This window comes from Leclercia sp. EC_58 (assembly GCF_019584355.1).
GTDB lineage: Bacteria > Pseudomonadota > Gammaproteobacteria > Enterobacterales > Enterobacteriaceae > Enterobacter.
Genome location: NZ_VDAM01000001.1, coordinates 3,479,426 through 3,505,343, shown reverse-complemented (window position 1 = coordinate 3,505,343; position 25,918 = coordinate 3,479,426). Strand labels below are relative to the sequence as shown.

23 protein-coding genes and 3 pseudogenes are annotated in these 25,918 nt (G+C 56.7%); 14 read left to right on the top strand and 12 right to left on the bottom strand.

The genetic code is table 11. From position 1 onward, the window contains the following. The first annotated feature begins 372 nt into the window (after positions 1-372). Complete coding sequence (locus tag FHC51_RS17175; RefSeq protein ID WP_220436172.1) at positions 373-1,716, top strand: VOC family protein; 1,344 nt, start codon at positions 373-375, stop codon at positions 1,714-1,716. Positions 1,717-1,758: 42 nt separating this feature from the next. Continuing rightward, a complete protein-coding gene (locus tag FHC51_RS17170) occupies positions 1,759-3,267 on the top strand; it encodes a carboxylesterase/lipase family protein (RefSeq protein ID WP_220436171.1) in 1,509 nt (502 codons plus the stop codon). Here FHC51_RS17170 and FHC51_RS17165 read toward each other — a convergent pair. Beyond that, positions 3,254-4,096: a LysR family transcriptional regulator gene (locus FHC51_RS17165; protein ID WP_220436170.1), complete on the bottom strand. Its 843-nt coding sequence runs from the start codon at positions 4,094-4,096 to the stop codon at positions 3,254-3,256. The genes FHC51_RS17170 and FHC51_RS17165 overlap by 14 nt on opposite strands. 110 nt (positions 4,097-4,206) lie before the next feature. On the opposite strand from FHC51_RS17165, the gene FHC51_RS17160 reads away from it, so the two are divergent. From FHC51_RS17160 to rimL, 4 genes are all read left to right on the top strand, one after another. Next, complete coding sequence (locus tag FHC51_RS17160; RefSeq protein WP_220436169.1) at positions 4,207-5,376, top strand: pyridoxal phosphate-dependent aminotransferase; 1,170 nt, start codon at positions 4,207-4,209, stop codon at positions 5,374-5,376. Positions 5,377-5,387: 11 nt separating this feature from the next. After that, entirely contained in the window at positions 5,388-6,161 is a 774-nt protein-coding gene (locus FHC51_RS17155; RefSeq protein WP_103179733.1) for an ABC transporter substrate-binding protein, read from the top strand. 248 nt (positions 6,162-6,409) lie between these two features. Further along, positions 6,410-8,065, top strand: coding sequence for a glucan biosynthesis protein D (locus FHC51_RS17150; RefSeq protein WP_103822077.1), 1,656 nt, complete (start codon positions 6,410-6,412; stop codon positions 8,063-8,065). A gap of 49 nt (positions 8,066-8,114) precedes the next feature. Further along, a complete protein-coding gene (gene rimL / locus FHC51_RS17145; RefSeq protein ID WP_220436168.1) occupies positions 8,115-8,663 on the top strand; it encodes a 50S ribosomal protein L7/L12-serine acetyltransferase in 549 nt (182 codons plus the stop codon). On the opposite strand, the gene ydcK is transcribed toward rimL, so the two are convergent. After that, entirely contained in the window at positions 8,658-9,638 is a 981-nt protein-coding gene (gene ydcK / locus FHC51_RS17140; RefSeq protein ID WP_220436167.1) for a YdcK family protein, read from the bottom strand. The two genes, rimL and ydcK, sit on opposite strands and share 6 nt — an antisense overlap. A gap of 122 nt (positions 9,639-9,760) precedes the next feature. Here ydcK and tehA point away from each other — a divergent pair, with 122 nt between their 5' ends. Then, positions 9,761-10,765 (top strand): dicarboxylate transporter/tellurite-resistance protein TehA, encoded by a 1,005-nt coding sequence (tehA, locus tag FHC51_RS17135; protein WP_220436166.1) that lies wholly within the window; start codon positions 9,761-9,763, stop codon positions 10,763-10,765. Continuing rightward, positions 10,762-11,358, top strand: coding sequence for a tellurite resistance methyltransferase TehB (tehB, locus tag FHC51_RS17130; RefSeq protein WP_220436165.1), 597 nt, complete (start codon positions 10,762-10,764; stop codon positions 11,356-11,358). The genes tehA and tehB overlap by 4 nt, the downstream gene beginning before the upstream one ends. 99 nt (positions 11,359-11,457) lie before the next feature. Here the strand turns inward: tehB and pepT are convergent, their stop codons facing one another. Beyond that, the gene (gene pepT / locus FHC51_RS17125) at positions 11,458-12,687 is read right to left on the bottom strand and encodes a peptidase T (protein WP_220436164.1); all 1,230 of its coding nucleotides are present in this window, start codon (positions 12,685-12,687) and stop codon (positions 11,458-11,460) included. Positions 12,688-12,801: 114 nt separating this feature from the next. On the opposite strand from pepT, the gene FHC51_RS17120 reads away from it, so the two are divergent. The 3 genes and pseudogenes from FHC51_RS17120 to FHC51_RS17115 all read left to right on the top strand — a co-directional run bounded on the left by FHC51_RS17120 (position 12,802) and on the right by FHC51_RS17115 (position 15,429). Beyond that, a complete protein-coding gene (locus tag FHC51_RS17120; RefSeq protein WP_220436163.1) occupies positions 12,802-14,394 on the top strand; it encodes an ABC transporter substrate-binding protein in 1,593 nt (530 codons plus the stop codon). 260 nt (positions 14,395-14,654) lie between these two features. Continuing rightward, positions 14,655-14,768, top strand: a pseudogene (locus FHC51_RS23015) (IS5/IS1182 family transposase); the annotation flags it as partial. A gap of 31 nt (positions 14,769-14,799) precedes the next feature. Next, the gene (locus FHC51_RS17115; RefSeq protein ID WP_255584905.1) at positions 14,800-15,429 is read left to right on the top strand and encodes a DUF3313 domain-containing protein; all 630 of its coding nucleotides are present in this window, start codon (positions 14,800-14,802) and stop codon (positions 15,427-15,429) included. Between the two features lie 35 nt (positions 15,430-15,464). On the opposite strand, the gene FHC51_RS17110 is transcribed toward FHC51_RS17115, so the two are convergent. Continuing rightward, complete coding sequence (locus tag FHC51_RS17110; RefSeq protein ID WP_103822068.1) at positions 15,465-16,361, bottom strand: DMT family transporter; 897 nt, start codon at positions 16,359-16,361, stop codon at positions 15,465-15,467. A 175-nt stretch (positions 16,362-16,536) separates the two neighbouring features. Here FHC51_RS17110 and FHC51_RS17105 point away from each other — a divergent pair, with 175 nt between their 5' ends. Next, the gene (locus tag FHC51_RS17105; protein WP_114314863.1) at positions 16,537-17,409 is read left to right on the top strand and encodes an AraC family transcriptional regulator; all 873 of its coding nucleotides are present in this window, start codon (positions 16,537-16,539) and stop codon (positions 17,407-17,409) included. On the opposite strand, the gene FHC51_RS17100 is transcribed toward FHC51_RS17105, so the two are convergent. Continuing rightward, positions 17,389-18,576: a benzoate/H(+) symporter BenE family transporter gene (locus FHC51_RS17100; RefSeq protein ID WP_309236375.1), complete on the bottom strand. Its 1,188-nt coding sequence runs from the start codon at positions 18,574-18,576 to the stop codon at positions 17,389-17,391. The two genes, FHC51_RS17105 and FHC51_RS17100, sit on opposite strands and share 21 nt — an antisense overlap. A 68-nt stretch (positions 18,577-18,644) precedes the next feature. Between FHC51_RS17100 and FHC51_RS17095 the strand changes: the two genes are divergently transcribed. Both FHC51_RS17095 and FHC51_RS17090 read left to right on the top strand, forming a co-directional pair. Further along, positions 18,645-19,172, top strand: coding sequence for a helix-turn-helix domain-containing protein (locus FHC51_RS17095; protein WP_103179718.1), 528 nt, complete (start codon positions 18,645-18,647; stop codon positions 19,170-19,172). Between the two features lie 80 nt (positions 19,173-19,252). Beyond that, complete coding sequence (locus FHC51_RS17090) at positions 19,253-21,217, top strand: U32 family peptidase (protein WP_114314865.1); 1,965 nt, start codon at positions 19,253-19,255, stop codon at positions 21,215-21,217. Here FHC51_RS17090 and FHC51_RS17085 read toward each other — a convergent pair whose 3' ends face one another. From FHC51_RS17085 to tssD, 7 genes and pseudogenes are all read right to left on the bottom strand, one after another. Beyond that, complete coding sequence (locus tag FHC51_RS17085; RefSeq protein ID WP_220436160.1) at positions 21,218-21,448, bottom strand: DUF2554 family protein; 231 nt, start codon at positions 21,446-21,448, stop codon at positions 21,218-21,220. A gap of 487 nt (positions 21,449-21,935) precedes the next feature. Next, positions 21,936-22,064 carry a DUF2474 domain-containing protein gene (locus tag FHC51_RS17080; protein ID WP_220436159.1) on the bottom strand — a complete coding sequence of 43 codons (129 nt, stop codon included), beginning with the start codon at positions 22,062-22,064 and terminating at the stop codon, positions 21,936-21,938. Further along, on the bottom strand, positions 22,064-23,074 hold the full coding sequence (gene cydB / locus FHC51_RS17075; RefSeq protein ID WP_220436158.1) for a cytochrome d ubiquinol oxidase subunit II: 1,011 nt from the start codon (positions 23,072-23,074) through the stop codon (positions 22,064-22,066). Before cydB ends, FHC51_RS17080 begins: the two co-directional genes overlap by 1 nt. Further along, positions 23,074-24,231: pseudogene (locus FHC51_RS17070) on the bottom strand (cytochrome ubiquinol oxidase subunit I); the annotation flags it as partial. The pseudogene FHC51_RS17070 and the gene cydB, both read right to left, overlap by 1 nt. Positions 24,232-24,243: 12 nt before the next feature. Then, positions 24,244-24,339, bottom strand: a pseudogene (locus FHC51_RS23010) (IS1 family transposase); the annotation flags it as partial. 636 nt (positions 24,340-24,975) lie between these two features. Continuing rightward, entirely contained in the window at positions 24,976-25,455 is a 480-nt protein-coding gene (locus FHC51_RS17065; RefSeq protein WP_220436157.1) for a DUF2778 domain-containing protein, read from the bottom strand. Next, a partial coding sequence (tssD, locus tag FHC51_RS17060; RefSeq protein WP_220436156.1) for a type VI secretion system tube protein TssD occupies positions 25,452-25,918 on the bottom strand: 467 nt, incomplete at its 5' end. The genes tssD and FHC51_RS17065, both read right to left, overlap by 4 nt.

The window sequence follows — 25,918 nt, the reverse complement described above, 5'->3', positions numbered from 1 at the left end:
ATCAAAGAGGGTAATTAACCAGGATTAACGGCGGAAAATTCAGACTATTGCGATAATAATTATCATTTATTCTTAGCGCGGAAATTGAACAAATAAATCGGCCATAGAGTTAACGGCAATGAGAATATCAATAAATAATCAGAATAATAAAAGTTAAAATATGTACAGTGCTGCCCCTGTTAATAATGCAGGATATAAATTTTTGTTAGGGGATATTTTCGTTTCACTTAAGACCGGGTGTTTTATCCTCCTTGAACAGCGAAGCATGAAAAACAGGCAGCCAACCACTCAGATCACAATTCATAAATTCTTCCAAACAGCAGCAACGGCCTTCTCTACACTCCAGGTAATATTCACTAGAGGCATGACATCATGGCGAACACCATCACGGCTGATGATATTCGGGAAAACTTTTCGCAGGCTATGTCGGCGATGTACCAGCAGGAAGTTCCGCAGTATGGCACCTTGCTGGAGCTGGTAGCGGATGTGAATCTGGCGGTACTGGAAAACAACCCGAAGCTGCACGAACAACTGGCCAACGCGGATGAACTCGCCCGCCTCAACCTCGAACGCCACGGGGCGATCCGTGTTGGTACTGCCCTGGAGCTGGCGACCCTGCGACGTATGTTCGCCATTATGGGGATGTTCCCGGTCAGCTATTACGATCTCTCCCAGGCCGGGGTGCCGGTCCACTCCACCGCCTTTCGCCCGGTAGACGATGCCGCGCTGTGCCGTAACCCGTTTCGTATCTTTACCTCGCTGCTGCGCCTTGAACTGATCGACAATCTTGCCCTGCGCGAGAAAGCGGCAAAGATCCTCGCCCGTCGCAACATCTTTACTCCCCGCTGCCTGGCGCTGATTGAACTGCACGAGGCGGAAGGGGCGTTCACCCCGGCGCAGGCCGAGGAGTTTGTTCAGGAGGCGCTGGAGACCTTCCGCTGGCATCGTCACGCCACGGTCGATCATGAGACATACCTGGCGCTGCACAACGAACACCGGCTGATTGCTGACGTGGTCTGCTTCCCGGGCTGCCATATCAACCACCTGACCCCGCGCACGCTGGATATCGACCGGGTGCAGGCGTTAATGCCGGAATACGGCATCGAGCCGAAGATGCTCATCGAGGGGCCGCCGCGCCGGGAGATGCCGCTTCTGCTGCGCCAGACCAGCTTTAAGGCGCTGGAGGAGCCGGTACTGTTTGCCGGAGAAGCGCGCGGAACCCATACCGCGCGTTTTGGCGAAATTGAACAGCGCGGCGTGGCGTTAACCCCGAAAGGGCGCGAGCTCTACGATCGCCTGCTGGCGGAGGCCGGGACCGGCAAGGATAATCTGACCCACCAGCTGCATCTGCAGGAGGTTTTCCAGGCCTTTCCCGACAGCGACATCTTCCTGCGCCGCCAGGGGCTGGCGTGGTTCCGCTATCGCCTGACCCCGGCAGGAGAGGCGCACCGCCACGCCTTTGGCCCCGGTGACGATCCGCAGCCGCTCATCGAGCGCGGCTGGGTGGTCGCCCAGCCCATCACCTATGAAGATTTCCTGCCGGTGAGTGCCGCCGGGATCTTCCAGTCCAACCTTGGTAACGAGACTCAGGCCCGCACCCGGGGCAATGCCAGCCGTGATGCCTTTGAAGAGGCGCTGGGCTGCCCGGTGCTGGACGAGTTCACCCTCTATCAGGAAGCGGAAGAGCGCAGCAAGCGACGTTGCGGTTTGCTTTAAAAACGGTACTCTGCGGGGATGTGATAGCAACTGAAGGTCGATATGGAAAACGTCTCTTCCCCGATAGTGACCACGTGCCAGGGCGATATCTGCGGCATAACCGATGGCGATGTACAGGTCTGGCGCGCCGTTCCCTATGCCGCGCCGCCGGTGGGCGCATTACGCTGGCGTTCGCCGCAGCCGGTGGCACGCTGGCAGGGCGTGCGTCAGGCCACCGCCTTTTCGCCGTCGAGCTGGCAAAGCAGTGAGTACTGCCAGCAGTTGGGTGGGGGCGATCCGGGCCGTTTCTCGGAGGATTGCCTCTATCTGAACGTCTGGTCGCCGATAGAACGTGCCGCGCCGCTGCCGGTAATGGTCTGGCTGCACGGCGGCGGCTTTACCATTGGCGCAGGCGGGCTGCCGCCCTACGACGGTAAAGCGCTGGCCCAGCGCGGGGTCGTGGTGGTGACGCTTAACTACCGGCTCGGCCATCTGGGCTTTTTTGCCCATCCGGCGCTGGCGGGAGAAGAGGAGCGGGTGGTACATAACTTTGCCCTGCTCGATCAGATAGCGGCCCTGGAGTGGGTGCGCGACAACATTGCTGCCTTTGGCGGTGATCCGGCGAACATCACTCTGTTTGGTGAATCTGCCGGGGCGCGTAGCGTGCTGTCATTGCTCGCCTCGCCGCTAGCAAAGGGGCTGTTTCATAAGGCGATAATCCAGAGCGGCTACACCCTGCCGGACACGCCCCGGGAACAGGCGCTTAAAAAAGGCGAGGCGCTGGCGGCCCATTTTGGACTGGAAAACGCCACCGCAGAGCAGCTGCGGGCGATCCCGCCTGAGGCTTTCTGGCCGCTGACGGCGCCGCTCAACATAGCTCCCGCGCCGATCCATGGGGATTGTGTCTTGCCGGAGCCGATGCTGGAGGTCTTTTTTGCCGCCCGCCACCATCCGGTGCCGATCATGGTCGGCTCCAACAGCGATGAAGCCAGCGTGATGGCGGTGTTTGGCATCGATCTTGCCGGGCAGATCCAGAAGCTGCGCCGGGAGCGGCGGCTGGGACTGGGGCTGATCAAGCTGCTCTATCCCGGCGTCAAAGATGATACCGAACTGGGGCGTCAGGTATGCCGCGATATGGCCTTCACCACCCTGGGGTTTGTGGTGATGCAGGCCCAGCAGCGGGTAGGGGAGCCGTGCTGGCGCTACTGGTTCGACTACGTGGCAGAAGCCGAACATGCCACCTACATCAACGGGGCCTGGCATGGCAACGAGGTGCCGTATGTGTTTGATACGCTCACCCTCGCCGAGCCTGCCCGACAGTATGTTAATGCCAACGACCTGGCCTTTGCCGCCCAGGTTGCCGACTACTGGGTCAACTTTGCCCGCCATGCCAGCCGGGAGTGCGACACGCTGAATGGCCCGACGCGCTGGCCTGCGTGTCACCGCAGGCGGGACGTTTTGCTACGTATCGGAGTGAATAAACATGCGGGTTTTAAGCTTGAAAACCGATTTATGCGCGCCCGCATGGTGCTGTTTAAACGGGTGATGAAGCACCACGTCAGCTTGGATTAAGCAGACACGCACGAAAGGCGGCCAGTCCCGCCGCTTTGCCGCGCGACTCCCGCAGCACCAGCCGGTAGCTGGCGCCGGTTCTTACGCTGCTGGCATAAGGCCGCACCAGCCGCCCGGCGCGGATATCCTCCGCCACCAGCGTCTCGTCGGCAATGGCGATGCCCAGCCCCTGAATGGCGGCAGTGATCGCCAGATCCATGGTGTCGAAGTGTTGATTTTTGTGCATGGCAGGCGGCTGTACGGCCTGTTTCTCCAGCCACAGCGACCAGTCGGTTTTATCCCGCGTCGGGTGCAGACAGGTAAGCGACTCCACCGCTGTGCCCTGGCGAAGGGGGCTTAATACCGGCGTTAATGCCTCTTCAAACAGCAGATCGCCCGCGCTCAGATGGGTGCCAAAGACAATGGCGGCATCATAGGATTCGGTTTTGAAATTGACGCTGTGATCGTTGGTGGTGGTCAGGGCAATCTGCAATTCAGGCTGCTCGCGCTCCACCTGCAACAGCCGCGGCACCAGCCAGCGCATGGCGCAGGTGGGCACCTTCAGGCGCACCACGGTTTGTTGCGCCCGGGCCTGGTCCGCCACCGTGAGAAAGTGTTCATACGACGCGCGCAGATCCGGCAGCAGGGCGCTGCCCTGAGAGGAGAGACGCAGCCCGCGGGCGTGGCGCTCAAACAGCGGAAAACCAAACCAGCTTTCAAGGGCGGCGATCTTACGGCTCACCGCCCCCTGGGTCAGGCAGAGCTCTTTTGCCGCATGGGTCAGATTCAGGTGTCGGGCGGTAACAATAAACGCCTCAACGGCAGTGAGCGGGAATGCGCGATGCGACACAGAACCTCCAGGTATGATTTTTTATCATGGCTATTATGACAACAATTCGATTGTCGCCACAATAGCGTTCAGGTTGAATAGTTATGCATTATTCACCAGAGGAAATTCCGATGACGCTGCGTACTCCGATACAACCCCGTTCCAAACTGCCGGACGTTGGCACCACGATTTTTACCGTTATCGGTCAGCTCTCCGCTGAACACAATGCGATCAACCTTTCTCAGGGTGCGCCGAATTTCGACTGCGATCCCGCGCTGGTGGCAGGTGTCCACCGCGCCATGCAGGCGGGCCACAACCAGTACGCCTCCATGACCGGGCTGGCGTCGCTGAAGGAACGCATCGCCGAAAAGATCGCCTCCCTCTACGGTACGCAGTACGATCCCGCCAGCGAAGTGTTAGTTACCGCCAGCGCCAGCGAAGGGCTCTATTCGGCCATCAGCGGGCTGGTGCATGCTGGTGATGAGGTGATCTACTTTGAGCCGTCGTTCGACAGCTACGCGCCCATTGTCCGTCTGCAGGGCGCCACGCCGGTAGCCATCAAGCTGACGGTGCCGGATTTTGCCGTTAACTGGGATGAAGTGCGCGCCGCCATTACCTCGCGCACGCGGATGATTATCATCAACACGCCGCATAACCCGAGCGGGCAGGTCTTCTCGGCGGAGGATCTGGCGCAGCTTGCGGCGATCACCCGCAACACCGATATCATTATTCTCTCTGACGAAGTGTACGAGCACGTGGTGTTTGACGACGTGCCGCATCACGGCATGGCCACCCATCCGGGGCTGGCGGAGCGCAGCGTGATCGTCTCGTCGTTTGGCAAAACCTACCACGTCACTGGCTGGCGCGTCGGCTACTGTGTCGCCCCGGCGCCGTTGATGGATGAGATCTGCAAAATCCATCAGTTTTTGATGTTCTCTGCCGATACCCCTATGCAGTACGCGTTTGCTGAACATATGGCCGATCCGCAAACCTGGCTGTCGCTGGCGGCGTTCTACCAGCGCAAACGCGATCTGCTGGTCAATCTACTGACCGATTCACCGTTCCGTCTGCTGCCGAGCGCAGGCTCCTTCTTCCTGCTGGCGGATTACAGCCACTTCAGCGATGAACGCGACAGCGAGATGGTGAAACGGCTGATTGTTGATTACGGTGTTGCCACGATCCCGCTCTCGGCGTTCTATACCGACGGGACAGATAACAAATTAATCCGTCTCTCTTTTGCCAAAGATGAGGCGACATTACGGGCAGGTGCGCAGGCCCTGTGTCGGGTAAAACCACGCTAAGGAGTTCAGTCATGAAAGTAAAAGCCTTCGTTGTCGGCCTGGGGTTGCTGTGTTCGTTTTCCTCACTTGCTGCAACCGAATTACGTTACGGCGTAGAAGCTGAGTATCCGCCTTTTGAGAGCCGTAACGCCTCGGGTGAGCTGGAAGGGTTTGATATTGAGCTGGGCAATGCGATTTGCGCGGCGGCGGCCCTGAAGTGCAGTTGGGTTGAAACCTCGTTTGACGCGCTGATCCCGGGGCTGGTGGCAAAGAAATTCGACGCCATCAACTCGGCGATGAACATCACTGACCAGCGTCGCCAGAGCATCGACTTTACCCAGCCGATCTACCGTATTCCGTCTCAACTGGTGGGCAAGACCGGTAGCGCGGTGGACGCCACCCCGGAAGGGCTGAAGGGCAAGACCGTGGGCGTGTTGCAGGGCTCCATTCAGGAAACCTACGCCAAGGAGCACTGGGAAAAACAGGGTGTCACCGTGGTGTCGTATAAAGATCAGAACATGGCCTGGGGCGATCTGCTGAATGGCCGTATTGACGCCTCGCTGGTGATGTCTGCCGCCGGGCAGGCGGGTTTCCTCAGCAAGCCGCAGGGGAAAGGCTTTGGCTTTATCGGTAAGCCGGTCGCCGATGACACCATCCTCGGCAGCGGGATCGGCTATGGCCTGCGTAAAGGCGATGAGGCCACCAAAAAGCAGCTTGATGCCGCCATTGATAAAGTCCGTGCTGACGGCACCATCGACAAACTCGCGCAGAAGTACTTCCCGGGCATTGATGTCAGCGTGAAATAATCATCTTACCCTTAGCCTCCGACGATGATGTCCGTCGGGGGCTTTTTTCAACATAACTTTACCTCCGTTTCAGGCAATTCCCCTCGACAGAAAATTCTTTCGCGCTTTGTTCATATTCTCGCCTGCCAACAATTGGATTCTTAACTGTTTTTGTTTAGGCTGTGCCCTTTTAATGATGTTCTTTCTTGCCGTTGTTTCGCCTTAAGCGAAACCCACCACCCCACGACCATAAGGACGTTTTTCCAGGCATGAATCGCAGACGTTTTTTAAAAGGATCTCTGGCCGTAGCCGCAGTGAGCGGGACTTCCGGTTTCGCCGCACTCTTTTCCCAAGCGGCCAGTGCAGCTGAATCGGATATTGCGGACGGCACCAGCCGCCGTTTCGACTTTTCTGTGCTGCAATCCATGGCTCACGACCTGGCGCAAACACCGTGGGGTGGTGCGCCGCGTCCGCTGCCGGATACGCTCGCCACATTGACGCCGCAGGCGTACAACAGCATCCAGTACGATCCAAAGCAGTCGCTGTGGAACAACATCGAAAACCGCCAGCTTGATGTGCAGTTCTTCCATGTCGGGATGGGCTTCCGCCGTCGGGTGCGCATGTTCTCCCTGGATAACCAGACCGCCCAGGCGCGTGAGATCCACTTCCGCCCGGAACTCTTCAACTACCACGACGCAGGGGTCGATACAAAGCAGCTGGAAGGGCAGAGCGACTTAGGCTTCGCCGGTTTCCGCGCCTTTAAATCGCCCGAGCTGGCGCGCCGCGATATCGTCTCTTTCCTCGGCGCAAGCTACTTCCGCGCGGTGGACGACACCTACCAGTATGGGCTTTCCGCCCGCGGCCTGGCGCTGAACACCTACGCCGACAGCACCGAGGAGTTCCCGGATTTCACCGCCTTCTGGTTCGAAACCGTTAAACCCGGGGCGACTACCTTTACGGTCTACACCCTGCTCGACAGCCCGAGCATCACCGGGGCCTATAAGTTTGTGATCCACTGCGAGAAGACGCAGGTGATCATGGAAGTCGAAAACCATCTCTATGCCCGTAAAGAGATCCAGCAGCTGGGTATTGCCCCGATGACCAGCATGTTCGCCTGCGGCAACAACGAGCGCCGCGTCTGCGACACCATCCATCCGCAGATCCACGACTCCGATCGTCTGGCGATGTGGCGCGGCAACGGTGAGTGGGTTTGCCGTCCGCTGAATAACCCGCAAAAGCTGCAATACAACGCCTATACCGATAAAAACCCGAAAGGGTTTGGTCTGCTCCAGCTTGACCGCGACTTCTCCCACTATCAGGACATCATGGGCTGGTACAACAAGCGCCCAAGCCTGTGGGTTGAGCCGCGTAACCAGTGGGGCAAAGGCACCGTCGGGCTGATGGAGATCCCGACTACCGGCGAAACCCTGGATAACGTGGTCTGCTTCTGGCAGCCGGAAAAACCGGTGAAGGCAGGGGATCAGCTGAACTTCCAGTACCGTCTCTACTGGAGCGCCAGGCCGCCGGTCCGTTCCCCGCTGGCAAACGTGCTGGCTACCCGCACCGGCATGGGCGGCTTCCCGGAAGGCTGGGCCCCTGGCGAGCACTACCCGAAAGTGTGGGCGCGCCGTTTTGCGGTCGATTTTGTTGGTGGCGATCTGAAAGCGGCCGCGCCTAAAGGGATCGAGCCGGTGATCACCCTCTCCAGTGGCGAAGCGAAGCAGATTGAGATCCTCTACGTCGAGCCGTTTGATGGCTATCGCATCCAGTTTGACTGGTACCCGACCAGCGATTCGACCGATACGGTGGATATAAGGATGTTCCTGCGCTGCCAAGGCGAAGCGATCAGCGAAACCTGGCTGTATCACTATTTCCCGCCCGCGCCGGATAAACGTCAGTATGTAGACGACCGCGTAATGCGTTAAGCCTTTGCCGGGTGGCGGCTGCGCCGCCCGGCGTTGCAGAGGAAGCACGATGACCACACCAACTGAAGAGATCATTCCCGTCAATGCGCATATCGAACTGCGTGCCGCCGACGAGCGTTACACCACCGAGCTGCATAATCTGGTGATCAAAAACCGGGCGTGGTTGCAGGACTACCTTAACTGGCCGCAATATGTCGGCACCGAAGAGGTCACCCGCCAGAACATTCAGAGCAACCAGATGCTGCATCAGCGCGGTTACGCCAAAATGTTCCTGATTTTTCACGATAACGCGCTGGTGGGGGTGCTGTCGTTTAACGCCATCGAACCGCTGAATAAAACCGGCTATATCGGCTACTGGCTGGATGAAGCCCATCAGGGGCAGGGTATTTTGTCCCAGGCGCTGGAGGCCTTTATCCGCCACTACGCCGGACGCGGAGAGATCCGCCGTTTCGTCATCAAGTGCCGCGTTGACAACGCCGCCAGCAATCAGGTGGCGCTGCGCAACGGCTTTGTGCTGGAAGGGTGTCTGAAAGAGGCGGAATTCCTCAACGGACGCTATGACGACCAGAATATCTACGCCCGGATCTGCACCTCATAATGCGCCAAGCAGCGGCGTGCGGGTGATATGCTGCGCGCCGTTAATCACCTTAGCACCACGCAGGTGGATCATCTCGCCTTCCGCCGCCTCGATCACCGCGTCATCGGTAATCTCAATATGATGTTCGATCAGCACTTCCCCGCGAATGCGCGCCCGGCCCTGAATCACCACTTTGTCATCTATCAGAATAGGCCCGCCGCGTAGCCAGGCTTCGCCGCCAATCAGCACATGATGTTTGATGACGCAGTTGCCCTCAACCAGGGCATTTTCCGCCACCTGGGAGCTGTAGCGTAGGGTCGGGATGGCATCTTCCTCCAGCCCCGCAAGCAGGCGCGCGTTGCCGTAGACTTTGGCGCAGTCGCATACCCAGACGTTATTCTCTTCGTTGCCTTCGATCAGCGCGTTGTCAAAGATTTCAGCGCGATGCTCAACAAAGGCGTAGCTGACAATGGCGTTGCCGTAGATCTGTGCCTGATGCACCACCCGTGACTGGCTGACCGTGGCCTCGCCAAAAATACGCAGGATCTGCTCATTGTCCGGGGTTAACCCTTTGGCGGCGATCACCATGCTGTTGTGCAGGATACGGGCGTTCCCAAACAGATGGCATTCGCCGCGCACCACCGAAGACTGAACGGTGACGTTGTCACTTAGGCGCGCGCCGTGGCTGATCTCGGCCCCGTCCACCCAGGCGTTATCGCCGACAGATGCCCGATGGCTAATTACGCATGGCCGGGTAATGCGCGCGTTACCGTTCACCTGCGCCCCGGCAAAGACCACGCTGTTCTCGTCGTAGATCCAGCAGTCATCTTCGTGCGAGAGCGCCGATTCGTCGTCGATCCAGCCACCTTGGGTGCCGCTTTTCACATCGCTGAAATCACGCGCGGCGATAATCTGGCGCACCTTTACCGCTGTTTTGGTCTCGCCATCCTGCCAGTGGTGCAGACGGCTTTCCTCGCTAAGTCGATATTTTTTCATCACTGTGCCCGCAGTTGTCCTCTTTACTAAACGTAGCAAACTTTAGCTTGATCGAAACACTGGCATCGGTAAATGAAACTCCTTAAACTAGCATTTCAAATATAATTTATAGATTAAAAAATATGTATAAAACGCAAGCAACTGAACGCGTTCTGAATTTACCCGCTGGTTACTACGGTATGGTGCTGGGGACCATCGGTATGGGCTTCGCCTGGCGCTACGCCAGCACCATCTGGCCGGTGCCGCACTGGCCGGGGGAGATGCTGGTGTTGCTGGCGATGGCGATCTGGCTACTGTTAACTGTGGCGTTTATCACCCGAGCGGTGCGGTTTCCCGGCAGTGTACTGGCGGAGATGCGTCATCCGGTAATGAGCAGTTTTGTGAGTCTGTTCCCGGCCACCACCATGCTGGTGGCGATTGGCTTTGTGCCCTGGTATCGCCCCCTGGCACTGGCTCTGTTTAGCGTGGGCGTGGTGGTGCAGCTGAGCTATGCGGCGTGGCAGTCCGCCGGGCTGTGGCGCGGTAAACATCCGGAAGAGGCGACCACTCCCGGGCTCTACCTGCCGACGGTGGCCAACAACTTTATCAGCGCCATGGCCTGCGGCGCGCTCGGGTTTCACGATGCCGGGCTGGTGTTTCTTGGCGCGGGGGTCTTCTCCTGGCTGAGCCTGGAGCCGGTGATCCTGCAACGGTTGCGCAGCGCGGGAGAACTGCCTGCGCCGATGCGCTCATCTCTCGGTATTCAGCTGGCCCCTGCGCTGGTGGCCTGCAGCGCGTGGCTCAGCGTCAACGGCGGCGAGGCGGATACCTTTGCCAAAATGCTGTTCGGCTACGGCCTGCTGCAATTACTCTTTACCCTGCGGCTGATGCCCTGGTATCTGTCGCAGCCCTTTAATGCTTCATTCTGGAGCTTTTCGTTCGGCGTCTCGGCGCTGGCCACCACCGGTTTGCATCTGGGGCAGAGCAGCCCGTCCGGTTTCTTTCACGCCATCGCCATTCCGCTCTTTATTTTTACCAATGCCATCATTGCGCTATTACTGGTGCGTACGTTTATCCTTTTGATGCAGGGGAAACTGTTGGTTCGTGCAGACAAAGCAACGCTTATGCAAGCTGAGGAAAAAGAATGACTGTGTTTGATGAGAACTACTTCACCGAAAAATATGGCCTGACCCGTACCCACTCCGAAGTGCTGTACAGCGCCGGGATTGTTAAGCCGGGCAAGACGCTGGATCTCGGCTGCGGCAACGGGCGAAACAGCCTCTACCTTGCGGCGAACGGCTTTGACGTCACCGCATGGGATAAAAATCCGATGGGCATCGAGAATATCGAGAGCATCAAGGCGAAAGAGGGGATCACTAACCTGCAGACGGCGGTGCAGGATCTCAACACTCTACGCTTTGACGGCGAATACGATTTTATTCTCTCCACCGTGGTGATGATGTTCCTGCAGGCGGAAACCATCCCCAATCTTATCGACAACATGCAGCGCTGCACGAAACCCGGTGGCTATAACCTGATTGTGGCGGCAATGGATACCGACGATTATCCGTGCAACGTCGGCTTCCCGTTCGCGTTTAAAACCGGCGAGTTAAGCGACTACTATGCAGGCTGGGAACTGCTGAAATATAACGAGGATGTGGGCGAGCTGCACCGCACCGACGCCCAGGGGAACCGCATTAAGCTGCGCTTTGCCACGATGCTGGCGCGTAAACCGGCGTAACCGTTCTTGCCCGGCGGCGCTGCGCTTGCACGGGCCTACAAGGCCGTAGGCCGGGTAAGGCGCAGCCGACACCCGGCGTATCCGTGCTTGTCAACCCGCTTAACGCGCCGCCAGCAGACAGAGCTGCAGCGCCGTGTTGTACGACGCCTCGAACGATTTCAACGGTAAAAACTCAAACTTCGAGTGGAAGTTATGGGCGCCGGTGAAGAAGTTTGGCGTCAACAGTCCCTTCGCCGAGAGCGCTGCACCGTCGGTGCCGCCGCGCATCGGGGTCGGTTTTGGCGTGATGCCTAAACTTTCCATCGCCTCGAACATCAGGTCGATTGCCCGGCGATCGTCACCCACCGCATTGCTGATGTTGCTGTAGGTATCTTCGATATGCCAGCTCACCTTCGCGGTGGGATACTGGGCAGCGATTTTCTCCGCAACGTCGCCAATTTGTGCCTTGCGCGCGGCAAAGCTGTCGCGATCGAAATCACGAATGCTCGCCTTCAGCAACGCCTCGTTTTGCCCGGCCTGAATGCCGTTAAACCAGATATAACCTTCGCGACCTTCGGTGTGCTCCGGGGTTTGCAGACGATCGAAGTGGTTGATGTAATCGGTCGCCATCAGCAGCGGGTTGACCAGCACGCCCTTCGCCGACATCGGGTGCGCCGTCACGCCGGTAAAGCGAATCTCCGCCGCCGCCGCGTTGAAGTTTTCGTAAACAATCTCCCCGAGCTCGCAGCAGTCGATGGTCCAGGCGAAATCGACATCAAAACGGGCCAGATCCAGCGCTTTCGCCCCGCACAGGCCAATCTCTTCGTCCGGCACAAAGGCCACCACGATATCGCCATGCTGATGCTCAGCGGTGAGGTTCTCCAGCAGCGTCATCACCACCGTCACCGCCGATTTGTTGTCGGCACCCAGCACACTGGTACCGTCGCTGAAAATGATCTCTTCATTGGGATAAGCGAGGATTTCAGGGTGTTCACTGACCCGCAGCCAGATATCTTTTTCGGCATTCAGGCAGAGATCATCTCCGGTAAAGGTGAGGATCTGTGGATGAATATCCGGTGACAAACCGACGTCAACGGTATCGATATGGGTGATAAAACCGATTCGCGGCGCGCCGGGTACATTGCCCTTTTTTACCGCGGTGACGGTGGCAAATTCGTCGATCACGATCTCCGACAAACCCAGCGTTTGCAGCTCTGAAGCCAGCATCCTCGCCATATCATGCTGGCCGGGGGTGGAGGGCAGGGTTTTAACCTTTGGGTCGCTCTGGCTGGTGACGGCCAGGTAGCGAAAGAAGCGTTGGGTTAATTGTCTGGCGAGCGCAGAAGCCATGGTGGATCCTTCTTTATTTGAGTTATCAGGTGTTTGCTAAATCACTTTAATGATATTTATGGTTTGGCACGACAAAAATTCATTAGCCGTCAAATTAAAAGACAGGAAAACGCGATGAAAAGCAACCTCACAAAACTGGCGCTAACCGTCGCCGCGCTGACGGTCAGTTCCACCGTTGCCGCTAAAACGCTGGTCTATTGTTCCGAAGGATCGCCTGAGAACTTTAACCCGCAACTCTATACCTCGGGCACCAGCGTGGATGCCAGCGCGGTACCGGTATATAACCGGCTGGTGGATTTTACTCCTGGCACTACCGATCTGGTGCCGAGCCTGGCCGAAAGCTGGGAGGTGAGCGAAGACGGTAAGGTCTACACCTTCCATCTGCGCAAGGGGGTGAAGTTCCAGAGCAACAAGCTGTTCACCCCAACGCGAGACTTTAACGCCGATGATGTGATCTTCTCGTTTATGCGGCAGAAAGATCCGAAGCATCCCTATCACAACGTCTCTAACGGTAACTATTCGAATTTTGAAAGCCTGGAGTTTGGCAAGCTGATTACCGCCATTGATAAAGTGGACGATCACACGGTGCGTTTCACCCTGGCGCATCCGGAAGCGCCATTTGTCGCGGATTTAGCATGGTACTTCGCCTCGATCCTCTCCGCCGAGTATGCGGATGCGATGATGAAAGCCGGCACGCCAGAGAAGGTGGATATGGAGCCGATTGGCACCGGGCCGTTTAAGCTGGCGAAATACCAGAAGGACTCGCGCATCCTGTTCACCGCCTTCCCGGAGTACTGGCAGGGTAAAGCAAAACTGGATCGTCTGGTGTTCACCATCGTCCCGGACGCCTCGGTGCGCTTCGCCAAGCTGGAGAAAAACGAGTGTCAGGTGATGCCATTCCCGAACCCCGCCGACCTGCCGCGGATGAAGGCCAATAAAGATCTTAATCTGATGAGCAAGGCCGGGCTGAATACGGGTTTCCTGTCGTTTAACACCCAGAAACCGCCGCTGGATAATGTCAAGGTGCGTCAGGCGCTGGCGATGGCTATCAACAAACCGGCCATTATTGAGGCCGTCTTCCAGGGCACCGGCACCGCTGCCAAAAACCTGCTGCCGCCGGGCGTCTGGAGCGCAGACAGCGAGTTGAAGGATTACGATTACGATCCGGAAAAAGCCAAAGCCCTGCTGAAAGAGGCCGGTTTTGCCAACGGGATGACCATCGACCTGTGGGCGATGCCGGTGCAGCGTCCGTACAACCCGAATGCCAAACGGATGGCCGAGATGATTCAGGCCGACTGGGCAAAAGTTGGCGTGCAGACCAAAGTCGTCACCTACGAGTGGGGTGAATACCTCAAGCGGGTGAAGGGCGGCGAGCATCAGGCGGCGCTGATGGGCTGGACAACCGCTACGGGCGACCCGGATAACTTCTTTGGTCCGCTCTTTACCTGTACCTCAGCCAACGGCGGTTCTAATTCTGCGAAATGGTGTTATCCGCCCTTTGATAAAATTATTGCCGAGGCTAAATCCATTACCGATCACGATAAAAGGGTCGCGTTATATAAACAGGCGCAGCAAATGATGCACGATCAAATGCCAGCGGTAATGATTGCCCACTCAACTATTTTCGAACCCGTCCGTAAAGAAGTCACGGGCTATGAAATAGACCCGTTCGGTAAACATTTATTCTGGCAAGTGGATGTAAAATAATCATTTATCACTGCCCGTTATCGTTACGGGCATTTTTTTCAATTTGTGCTCTCTTCCTCATTTTTTGTCACTTTCTTTCCTGCCAACTTTTGCTATAACTTCAATTGCATATTTGCACTTCACAGGGATACACCCATTATGCGTACTAGGTTTTGTACGAAAAGTCGTTGTGGCTAAAATTGCCGCCATGACCGGTTGGAGGCCCGTATGGCAAGGCGTTACGAACTTTCTGATGCGTCATGGGAGCTGATCAAGGATTTGAAAATCGCAGGATCGGCACTCGCTATGACAAGCTGGCCAAGAGCTTTGCAGCCATGGTCACCTTGGCCTGCAGCCTACGTTGCATGCGGCAATACTTTTCGTACAAAGCCTAACACTTTATTTAAAGTTGCCGCGCTCTCCGGCATGTTGCTTCTCGCTGGCTGTGCGTCAAAAGTGGCCGCGCCTGATCAATATTCAGGTTTTTTAAAAGACTACTCAGGGCTTAAAGAAACGACTTCCGCTTCGGGCAAACCAACGCTGCGCTGGGTTGATCCGTCTTATAACGAAGCGAACTACGACAGCATTATCTGGAACAATATCACCTATTATCCGGCACCAAAGCCAACGACCCAGATCGGCCAGCGTACGCTGGATGAACTGTTAAACTACACCAACACCAAAATGAAAACTGCTATCGGCCAGCGTAAGCCGATTGTGACGACGCCAGGTTCACGTAGCCTGATCTTCCGCGGCGCCATTACTGGTGTGAGCTCGCAGAAAGAAGGTCTGCAGTTCTATGAAGTTGTCCCTGTTGCGCTGGTCGTGGCGGGTACACAGATGGCAACCGGCCACCGTACCATGGATACCCACCTCTTCTTTGAAGGCGAGTTGATTGACGCTAAGACCAACAAGCCGGTCATCAAAGTCGTGCGTAAAGGGGAAGGTAAAGAGCTGAGTAATGAAAACACGCCAATGACCTTCGCAACCCTTAAGCAGGTTGTGGATGACATGGCGACCGATGCCACCATGTTTGACGTGCATAAAACCCAATAATATCAGGCCGGCCTGCCGCGTGCAGGCCGGTTTTTTTACGCCGTTCGCAACCGTCTGAACCAGTTCTCCGGACGGGCAAACATCACCAGATTCCCCGTTAAGATCAGCAGCAGCCCGGCAATGGCGTTGCTGTGCCAGACATAGCCTTCGTACACCGTCGAAAATGAGAGTGCGACCAGCGGGAACAGCAGGGTGCTATAAGCCGCCTTGCCTGCGCCAATTCTTCCAACCAGCGTAAAGTAGGCACCAAAGGCAATCACCGAGCCAAAGAGCGCCAGATAGAGCAGGGCACCCATGTAGCTAACCGACCAGACCGGCGTAAAATCATCCCCGCGGATCAGCGCAATTGCCCCCATCACCAGCGTACCGTAGAGCATCGCCCAGGCGTTGGTGGTCATGGTCTCCAGACCGTTGCGCTGGTGGCGCAGACTGATCATATTGCCCAGCGAAAAACCGTAGGTGCCCAGCGCCGAGAGGGCAATGCCGAACAGCAGACCGGCACTCCAGCCGCTGGCCAGCAGGTCGTTCCAGAAGAGCGTAATAATGCCGAGCAGCCCCAGCGCCGCCGCCAGATAAAAACGCGCGGGCGGACGCTGACCAAAAAAGAGAAAACTGTTCAGGGCGTTATAGAGCACCGCCATGGAGAAAATTACCGACTCCAGCCCGGTATTGATATACGCCGCTGCGGTGTAAAAACACCAGAAATTAAAGCAAAAGACGCAGCATCCTTGCAGGCCGCAAAACAGATGGTCGCGCAAGGCCAGCGGACGCAGGCGGCGCAGAACCAGCAGCACCGCCATGATGGTGGCGGTGGCGACGGCAAAGCGCCAGAAAATAGAGACCGGCGCGGGAACCGGCCCCTGTTGTAGATAGATAGCAATCCAGGTGGTTCCCCAGATAATCACGACCAGAGCGTACAAAAATGCGTTCATCTTTTTTCTCTTATCAGCAAAGTCTGGGGTCAGTATGGCGGCAGGGAGAATGACCTTCTTTCACAGACTTGCGGCGGACTTGCATATTCTTGCGCTTTTTTCCTGACCCGGGGTGGTACTGAAGGGCAGTTCTTTTTAGACTTGTTAACTCTTATTAACAACGGTGTGAGTGGTTATGGCTGAGACCTATGGTGCCTTTGAAAATCTGCGCAAACATAAAGCGGTATTACACAATGCCGTGGCGCTGAATTCAGGGATCCAGCTGGCGGCCTGGTCAAACAAGCGCGACACCATCACCCAGTATTGTGATCACCATACGCTCAGTCTCTATATCGCCGACGGCTACGAGAGCTATCACAAAACCACCGCCGGCTGGAAAAACGGCGGCGGGCCGGACCGTTTCTGCCTGATGCCGAAAGAGAGCGAGTCCACCTGGGATATTCGCGACGATCTGTCGTTTGTGCATCTCTACTGTACCGATGACCACCTGCGTAACGTGGGAGAGCAGGTGTGGGACAAAAGCCCCTACAGCTTTACCCTGGACGAAAATCTGTTTGGTGACGACGCCAGCATTACCGCCCTGTATCGCCATTTTATCCTCGGCTGCGACTGGCAGCAGTCTGCCAATCAGCTTACGCTGAGTACCGCCTCGACCTTGCTTCTGACCCACCTGGTGCAGCACTACAGCAACGTTCAGTGGTCGCTGCCGACCATCACCGGCGGCCTGTCGCCGTTCGTCCTGCGTAATGTGCTGGCGTTTATCGAAGAGAATCTGGCCCAGCCGCTGACCCTGGCGGATCTGGCGGCGCAGGCCAGCTTAAGCGAGTTTCATTTTGCCCGCATGTTCCGTCAGTCGATGCAGATGGCGCCGCACCAGTATGTGATGCAGCGACGGATGGAGAAGGCCAAAACCCTGGTGCGGACCACCCGCCAGCCGCTCACCGACATTGCCCTGGCCTGCGGATTCAGCTCCGCCAGCCATTTCAGCAACCGCTTTCGCGCCGCCACCGGGCTTACGCCGTCCCAGCTACGTGCGGCGAGTGCGTAGCAGCAGGGCGTAGCAGACGCCGCCCGCCACCAGCCCCCAGAACGCCGAGCCTATCCCCGCAAGGGTTGCGCCGCTGGCGGTCAGCAGAAAGGTCACGATGGCGGCATCGCGTTCCGCCTCATTATGTAGCGCCTGATGCAGACTACCGCTGATGGTGCCCAGCAGCGCCAGACCTGCCAGCGTCTGGATCCAGCTTAGCGGCAGAGCCGCCATCAGCCCGCTAATCGAGCCGCCGAAAATGCCGGCCAGCAGGTAAAAGACGCCCGCCGCAGCCGCAGCCAGCCAGCGTTTACCGGCATCCGGGTGCGCATCCGGACTCTGGCAGATGGCGGCGGTGATCGCCGCAATACAGATGGAGTAGACGCCAAACGGCGACAGCAGCAGCGCCAGGCCGCCGGTGACAATGATGAGCGGCGAGACGGCCACCGGATAGCCGGAGGCTTTCATCGTGGCGAACCCCGGCGCATTCTGTGACGCCATGGTGACTAAAAAGAAGGGCAGGCCGATGCTGATAAGGGTGGTGAGATTAAAGGTGGGGACGATAAATTCCGGCATTACCAGCGCGAAAGTGAGCCGTTCCGTGACAACGTCACCTTTCAGTGCCGCCACTAATCCGCCCACCAGAAGGGTGGCAACGATGGCATAGCGCGGAGCAAAGGCTTTGGTCAGCAGCCAGGCCAGCAGCATACTGCCACACAGCAGCAGATGCCCCTCCAGATTGCTGAAGGCCTGTAACCCAAAGCGCAGCAGCACCCCGGCAAGCATCGCCGCCGCCAGTGAATGGGGAATGATCTTCATCAGCCGGGCGAACAGGCCGCTGACGCCACAGATAACGATCAGGGCATTGGCAAAAATAAAGATGCCGATGGTTTCTGAAAGCGTGACCCCTTGCAGGCTGGTTGCCAGCAGGGCGGCACCCGGTGTCGACCAGGCGGTAAGCACCGGCGCTTTATACCACCACGACAGCCCCAGCGTGCTGATCCCCATCCCCAGACCCAGGGCGGTCATCCAGCCTGCAATCTGCGGGGCCGTAGCGCCTGCCGCCGCTGCCGCTTGCCAGATAATGGCGGCAGAGCTGGCGTAGCCCACCAGCACGGCAACGAAACCGGATAAGATGGTTGGAAAGGTGAGCGAAGATGCGCGCATGGGAGCTCCGTTGTGCGTTATAACAGCCGTGAATGTAGCACTGTGCGTTATAGCATACAAGTGGTACACTCGCGGCAAGAGGAGGGGCTATGGACATTACGCAACATCTTGCAATTACGCTGAAAACGCTGCGCCAGGCGCGCGGCTGGAGCCTGTCGAAGCTGGCTGAAGAGACCGGAGTGTCGAAAGCGATGCTCGGCCAGGTGGAGCGGAACGAATCCAGCCCGACGGTTTCGACGCTGTGGAAAATCGCCACTGGGCTGAACGTGCCGTTCTCCACCTTTATCACGCCCGAAGCGGAAAACCCGCCGGTATTCGATCCCCAGCAGCAGGCGATGGTGGTGAAACCGCTCTTTCCCTGGGATGAGGCGCTGAAATACGATCATTTCTCGATTACCCTCGCGCCGGGCGCCCTTAGCGAATCCACCCCGCACGAGGCCGGTGTAATTGAGCATGTGGTGGTGATAAGCGGTGAGCTGGAGATGCAGATCGACGGCGTCTGGCAAACGCTTTTGCCCGATACCGGCCTGCGTTTTGCCGGAGATAAACCGCACGCCTACCGCAACAGCAGCGGCCAGACGGTGCACTTTCACTCACTCATCCATTATCCCCGATAAAGACACGCAAAACTGTTTCACTGGCCCATACTTCTGACTACAATAGCCGCCATTTTGACCATAACGGATAACGACGAAGTATGCGCCTGCCATCCCATCATCTTGAACTTTTAAGCCCGGCTCGTGACGCCGCCATTGCCCGTGAAGCGATCCTTCATGGTGCCGATGCGGTCTATATCGGCGGCCCTGGTTTTGGCGCCCGCCATAATGCCAGCAACAGCCTGCGCGATATCGCCGACCTGGTGCCGTTCGCCCACCGTTTTGGGGCGAAAGTGTTCGTGACCCTGAACACCATTCTTCATGATGATGAACTGGAACCGGCGCAGCGTCTGATTACCGACCTGTACCAGACCGGCGTTGATGCGCTGATCGTCCAGGATATGGGTGTCCTTGAGATGGATATCCCGCCGATCGAGTTGCACGCCAGTACCCAGTGCGATATCCGCACCGTGGAAAAAGCGAAGTTCCTCTCGGATGCCGGTTTTACCCAGATCGTGCTGGCCCGTGAACTGAACCTCAATCAGATCCGCGATATCCACCAGGCGACCGACGCTACCATCGAGTTCTTTATCCACGGCGCGCTGTGCGTGGCCTACTCCGGGCAGTGCAATATCTCCCACGCCCAGACCGGACGCAGCGCCAACCGCGGCGACTGCTCGCAGGCGTGTCGTCTCCCCTATACCCTGAAAGACGATCAGGGCCGGGTGGTGGCGTTTGAAAAGCACCTTCTGTCGATGAAAGATAACGACCAGACCGCCAACCTGGGCGCCCTGATCGATGCGGGCGTGCGCTCCTTCAAGATTGAAGGGCGTTACAAGGACATGAGCTATGTGAAGAACATCACCGCCCATTACCGCCAGATGCTCGATGCCATTATTGAAGATCGCGGCGATTTGGCCCGCAGCTCCGCCGGCCGTACCGAGCACTTCTTTATTCCGTCTACCGACAAAACCTTCCATCGCGGCAGTACCGACTACTTTGTGAATGCGCGCAAAGGGGATATCGGCGCATTCGATTCGCCGAAATTTATCGGCCTGCCGGTGGGTGAAGTGCTGAAGGTCTCCAGAGAGCATCTGGATGTGGAAGTGACCGAGCCGCTGGCGAATGGCGATGGCCTGAATGTGATGATCAAACGTGAAGTGGTTGGTTTTCGCGCCAACACGGTGGAGAAAACCGGTGAAAATCGCTACCGCGTCTGGCCAAACGAAATGCCTGCCGACCTGCATAAAGTGCGTCCGCATACGCCCCTGAACCGCAACCTGGACCATAACTGGCAGCAGGCGCTGCTGAAAACCTCCAGCGAGCGCCGCGTTGCGGTAGACATCGAGCTGGGCGGCTGGGAAGAGCAGCTGATCCTGACCATGACCAGCGAAGATGGTACCAGCGTCACCCACACCCTGGACGGGCAGTTTGAGGTGGCGAACAACGCCGAAAAAGCGCTGAACAACCTGAAGGATGGCGTCGCTAAGCTGGGTCAGACTATCTATTACGCCCGGGATATTCAGGTTAACCTGCCTGGCGCGCTCTTTGTGCCGAACAGCCTGCTGAACCAGTTCCGTCGTGAAACGGCCGAGATGCTGGACGCCGCGCGCCTGGCAAACTACCCACGTGGCAGCCGCAAAGCGGTCTCTGTACCGCCGCCGGTCTACCCGGAAACGCATCTCTCATTCCTGGCGAACGTCTACAACCACAAGGCGCGGGCGTTCTATCAGCGCTATGGCGTGGAGCTGATTGATGCCGCGTATGAAGCCCACGAAGAGAAGGGCGACGTACCGGTGATGATCACCAAGCACTGCCTGCGCTTCGCCTTTAACCTCTGTCCGAAACAGGCCAAAGGCAATATCAAGAGCTGGAAGGCGACGCCGATGCAGCTGGTCAATGGTGATGAGGTGTTAACCCTGAAATTTGACTGCCGTCCATGCGAGATGCATGTCATCGGTAAGATGAAAAACCATATCCTTAAAATGCCTCAGCCGGGCAGCGTGGTGGCTTCCGTCAGCCCTGACGATCTGCTCAAAACGCTGCCGAAGCGTAAAAGCGTTTAATTAACGAAAATGTGTATCCGGTTTGCGCGACTTCTGCCAGTGGTGATGTTCGCGCAAGCCATCTGCCGACTCTTCTGCCACCACCCGTAACTCATCGCTGTCCGCCTCGTGGCGCAGCTGCTGATCGGCGTTCTTCACCCAAAAGAATTCATGTCCTTTATGGCTGGCCATCAGTTGGCCGGAGAATAGGGCGCAGGTGAGCATTATTGCTGATAACGTTTTTTTAAACATCTTGCCACCGGTTGATTACGTTTGCGGAGTATGATGCCGGTAGTTTCGTGAGGTTATTATTCGGTTTTTTAAAGGCGGGAAAGGATTTGTTGGGATTTGTAGGGAGTAATGACATGAATTGTTGGGGTGAGGTAGCAACAGCGTTTTTTAGTTTATAGCGATAAAATAGTTCAAGGGAATAAATTACTTACAGCGACGCCCATGTCCGGCTGAAAATCGCTGAGGCGTTGACCGCAGGCCGGGGCGAGGCGCATGGACGCGCCGAGAGGGCATAGCCTGCATGGATGCAGGCTGGTGCCCGACCCGATAGCCGGAGGGAATAAGCCGAAGGGACCGCGAAGCGGCGATTTTCTTGCCGGGAGCCGGGATTGTTAAGGGGGCGGCGATAGCCCCCTTAACACGTTCACAGGTGACGTTGTTTTAAGAGAAACTGAGAACGTATAGTGAACGGAACGACCTCTTCAGTCGCATGTTCCCCTTCACAGCATCAATGTGACTTAAACCCCGCCGCCGTCATTAGCACCCGGAAGAAAAACCCCACCAGCGCCAGCGCCAGCACGCTGGCGCCCCAGATAATCACCATCCACATCAGTCGCTTCCAGACAGGTTGATTCATCAGTGATAGCCCTCCCCAGGCTGGACTTTTCCGCGAAATACGTAGTAACTCCAGAAAGTGTAGACAAGGATGATCGGGATAATAAACAACGCCCCCACCAGCATAAAGCCCTGACTCTGGGCAGGCGCAGCGGCCTGCCAGAGGGTGATGGCAGGCGGAATGATATGCGGCCAGATGCTGATCCCAAGCCCGCTAAAGCCAAGAAAGATTAACCCAAGAGTCAGCACGAACGGCAGATGGTGGCTATGCGGGTTATTCAGGCTACGCCATTGCCACAGGCCCAGCAGCGCCACCAGTAGCGGAACCGGCAGCAGGAAGAACAGGTTCGGCAGGCTAAACCAGCGATCGGCTATGGCCGGGTGCGCCAGCGGTGTCCAGAGGCTGATCGCCGCAATGATAACCAACAGCGCCAGCAGCAGGCGCTTCGATATCTGACGCATCCGACCCTGGAGCGGGTTTTCACTTTTCATCACCAGCCAGGTGGCACCCAGCAGGGCGTAAGCCACCACCAGCCCCAGGCCGCAGAAGAGGCTGAAGGGCGTAAACCAGTCGAACGGCCCCCCGGCAAAAGCGCGGCCGCTGACCGGGAAGCCAGTGATCACCGCGCCCACGACCATCCCCTGGGTAAAGGTGGCGAGCAGTGAACCGCCAATAAACGCCTTATCCCAGAAGGGACGGTGCGCGGGCGTCGCCTTAAAGCGGAACTCGAACGCCACACCGCGGAAAATCAGCCCGATCAGCATCAAGGTCAGCGGAATGGTCAGGGCATCAATAATCACCGCATAGGCCAGCGGAAAGGCGCCGAACAGCGCGGCTCCGCCCAGCACCAGCCAGGTTTCGTTCCCGTCCCATACCGGGGCGACGCTGTTGACCATCACGTCCCGGTCATCCGCGTCCTTGATGGCCGGAAACAGAATACCGATACCGAGATCGAAGCCGTCCATCACGATGCACATCAGGGTGGCAAAGACAATAATCACAAACCAGATAAGGGAGGGGTCGATGCCCATTATGGTGTCTCCTTGTGAGTGAATTCAGCGTTTGCAGCCGAGAGCGGGCGTGCCGGGCGGCCATCGTTTTCGGTCGGGAAGCTCTCTTCTTCCTGCGGCCCTTTTTTAATCAGGCGCACCATGTAGCTATAACCAACGCCAAACACCGAGGTGTAGACCACGATAAAGGCCAACAGGCTGACGCTCATGTGCAGGTCGCCGTGGGCCGATACAGCATCTCTGGTGCGCTGGAGTCCATACACCACCCAGGGTTGACGGCCCACTTCGGTGGTCACCCAACCGGCGAGAATCGCAATTAACCCCGACGGTCCCATCAGCAGGGCAAACCACAGGAATGGCCGGGAGTAATAGAGCCGCTGCCTGTAGCGCAGCCACAGGGCGATCGCGCCCAGGAGGAGCATCAGCAGGCCTAGCCCGACCATAATGCGGAACGACCAGAAGACGATGGTTGAGTTGGGCCGATCCGCTTTCGGGAATTCTTTCAACGCCGGAACCTGCTTATCCAGGCTGTGGGTGAGGATCAGGCTGCCGAGCGCCGGGATCTCCAGCCCGTAGCGGGTGCGCTCCTGCGCCATATCCGGCCAGCCAAAGAGCAGCAGCGGCGTCGGCTCGCCGGGCGGGTTCTCCCAGTGGCCCTCAATGGCGGCAATTTTGGCCGGCTGATGCTTCAGGGTGTTGAGGCCATGCATATCCCCGACCATCGCCTGAATGGGGGCGACGATCAGCGTCATCCACAGCGCCATGGAGAACATGCGGCGAATGGCGGGGGTATTGTTCCCGCGTAGCAGATGCCAGGCCGCCGAGGCCGCGACAAACAGCGCGCTGCTGAGAAACGCGGCAATCGACATATGCAGCAGGCGATAGGGGAAGGAGGGGTTGAATACCACCGCCAACCAGTCCACCGGCACCACCTGGCCGTTGACGATCTCATAGCCCTGCGGAGTCTGCATCCAGCTGTTGGAGGCGAGGATCCAGAAGGTGGAGATAATCGTGCCCAGCGCCACCATGCAGGTGGCAAAGAAGTGCAGCCCCGCACCCACTTTGTTCCAGCCGAAGAGCATCACCCCCAGGAAACCCGCTTCGAGGAAGAAGGCGGTGAGCACTTCATAGGTCAGCAGCGGGCCGGTAATGCTGCCGGCAAACTGGGAAAAACCGGTAATGACTCCAACTTACTGATAGTGTTTTATGTTCAGATAATGCCCGATGACCTTGTCATGCAGCTCCACCGATTTTGAGAACGACAGTGACTTCCGTCCCAGCCTTGCCCGCACCACGCCTTCAGTAGCGGAGCAGGAAGGACATCTGATGGAAATGGAAGCCACGCAAGCACCTTAAAATCACCATCATACACTAAATCAGTAAGTTGGCAGCATTACCAAGGCAAACTGGATCCTCGCAAGAACAAACGCATCTAAACCAAACATGCACAACCTCAAGGTCAATCGGTGTGACTGTTATGGTAAATCAGCGAGAAAATCAGTATCAGAGACAGAAAAGTGGAATTTTTGTATAACAGTTTTAAAAAGCAGGGCGTTATCCGGGAGTGTTATAGTCAGTTGCCACCACGCCCGGCGGCGCTTCGCCTGCGCGGGCCTACGGGCAGAGTTTTTGTAGGCCGGGCAAGGCGATAAAGGGGCGAGAGCCCCTTTACGGTTAGTGGACCTTACGTTTTTGCATATGACGGGAGATCAGCCAGATTAAAAGCGTGGTTAAAAGCAGCGATAACAGAGACAACGCGAAAATGTAGCGGTCGTACCATTCGGCCTCGGTCAGAAAACCAAATTTATCCGTATAAAGATCATATAGCCAGATATCGGGCATAACGATACAAATTAACGAATAAACCAGACACAGAAGAGCTAACTCCATCAACCATATGATTACAGTAGTACTGGGTTTCATTAATATACCTGTATGGTGCCAAATGCTTTAAGCTCGGCCGTAATGGGTAAAGAACCTGCGCTTAACAATGCGTGATGAAGGATTTGATAGTGGGAATGATTTGGCAATGTTATGCATCCTTCGCTAATTCCAGAACTGCCTGCGGGATGCAGGCGAAAAGCTCCGCGCTCTACGTTGTCTATAAAAGTTGAATCATCGATAGCCCTGTCGTCCCGGTATAATGCAAACCAAAAGTCCCGGTTTGAACCGCTCTCGAGTTCTTTAAGCATATCGTGCCAGCGGGATCGAAGCCCTCCCCGGGAACGCGTAACAATGAAATATTTTCCAGGCGGCAATGGCCCTTTCTTTTTCATAGCAATAGAATCTGGATTATTTCGGTTGGCACCGGCGTGTCCAGAATAAGCCGGAAAGAAACCAACGCCAGGACAACTTAGAGTAGACATCTGCCCACCATTTAAATGAAATGTACAACGAATCATCTCTCATTCCACGCATCAGAAAAAATAATATTTCCATCGCAATGTTTCCAGGTGATTTTTTCATAGCGCAGGGAGATTGCTTCAAGATGATTATGTTTTTCCGTCGAAGGGTTTTTTATATCATGCATGAGAGGGCAAACAGACACGACTTTTACCCCTTCAAGAAACATATTAAAGTACTCTTCTTCCTGCCCGGCATGATTGATCCGGTACCATTTGAACTCGGCAGATTTTAGTGTTTGCCCTCTGGCAACAGCTTTATAAAGATAAGGGCTGGAAGAGTCGAACTCTTTCTCAAATACAAGTGCACTATGGACGCGTGTACCGGTTATCTTTCCAGTATTACTATCCGGGTAATGCTGCCAACTTACTGATTTAGTGTATGATGGTGATTTTAAGGTGCTTGCGTGGCTTCCATTTCCATCAGATGTCCTTCCTGCTCCGCTACTGAAGGCGTGGTGCG

Coding starts and splice junctions, on each gene's coding strand:
- FHC51_RS17175 (WP_220436172.1), top strand. CDS start 373: ATGGCGAACACCATCACGGCTGATGATATTCGGGAAAACTTTTCGCAG.
- FHC51_RS17170 (WP_220436171.1), top strand. CDS start 1,759: ATGGAAAACGTCTCTTCCCCGATAGTGACCACGTGCCAGGGCGATATC.
- FHC51_RS17160 (WP_220436169.1), top strand. CDS start 4,207: ATGACGCTGCGTACTCCGATACAACCCCGTTCCAAACTGCCGGACGTT.
- FHC51_RS17155 (WP_103179733.1), top strand. CDS start 5,388: ATGAAAGTAAAAGCCTTCGTTGTCGGCCTGGGGTTGCTGTGTTCGTTT.
- FHC51_RS17150 (WP_103822077.1), top strand. CDS start 6,410: ATGAATCGCAGACGTTTTTTAAAAGGATCTCTGGCCGTAGCCGCAGTG.
- rimL (WP_220436168.1), top strand. CDS start 8,115: ATGACCACACCAACTGAAGAGATCATTCCCGTCAATGCGCATATCGAA.
- ydcK (WP_220436167.1), bottom strand. CDS start 9,638: ATGAAAAAATATCGACTTAGCGAGGAAAGCCGTCTGCACCACTGGCAG.
- tehA (WP_220436166.1), top strand. CDS start 9,761: ATGTATAAAACGCAAGCAACTGAACGCGTTCTGAATTTACCCGCTGGT.
- tehB (WP_220436165.1), top strand. CDS start 10,762: ATGACTGTGTTTGATGAGAACTACTTCACCGAAAAATATGGCCTGACC.
- pepT (WP_220436164.1), bottom strand. CDS start 12,687: ATGGCTTCTGCGCTCGCCAGACAATTAACCCAACGCTTCTTTCGCTAC.
- FHC51_RS17120 (WP_220436163.1), top strand. CDS start 12,802: ATGAAAAGCAACCTCACAAAACTGGCGCTAACCGTCGCCGCGCTGACG.
- FHC51_RS17115 (WP_255584905.1), top strand. CDS start 14,800: ATGTTGCTTCTCGCTGGCTGTGCGTCAAAAGTGGCCGCGCCTGATCAA.
- FHC51_RS17110 (WP_103822068.1), bottom strand. CDS start 16,361: ATGAACGCATTTTTGTACGCTCTGGTCGTGATTATCTGGGGAACCACC.
- FHC51_RS17105 (WP_114314863.1), top strand. CDS start 16,537: ATGGCTGAGACCTATGGTGCCTTTGAAAATCTGCGCAAACATAAAGCG.
- FHC51_RS17095 (WP_103179718.1), top strand. CDS start 18,645: ATGGACATTACGCAACATCTTGCAATTACGCTGAAAACGCTGCGCCAG.
- FHC51_RS17090 (WP_114314865.1), top strand. CDS start 19,253: ATGCGCCTGCCATCCCATCATCTTGAACTTTTAAGCCCGGCTCGTGAC.
- FHC51_RS17085 (WP_220436160.1), bottom strand. CDS start 21,448: ATGTTTAAAAAAACGTTATCAGCAATAATGCTCACCTGCGCCCTATTC.
- FHC51_RS17080 (WP_220436159.1), bottom strand. CDS start 22,064: ATGAATCAACCTGTCTGGAAGCGACTGATGTGGATGGTGATTATCTGG.
- cydB (WP_220436158.1), bottom strand. CDS start 23,074: ATGGGCATCGACCCCTCCCTTATCTGGTTTGTGATTATTGTCTTTGCC.
- FHC51_RS17065 (WP_220436157.1), bottom strand. CDS start 25,455: ATGATTCGTTGTACATTTCATTTAAATGGTGGGCAGATGTCTACTCTA.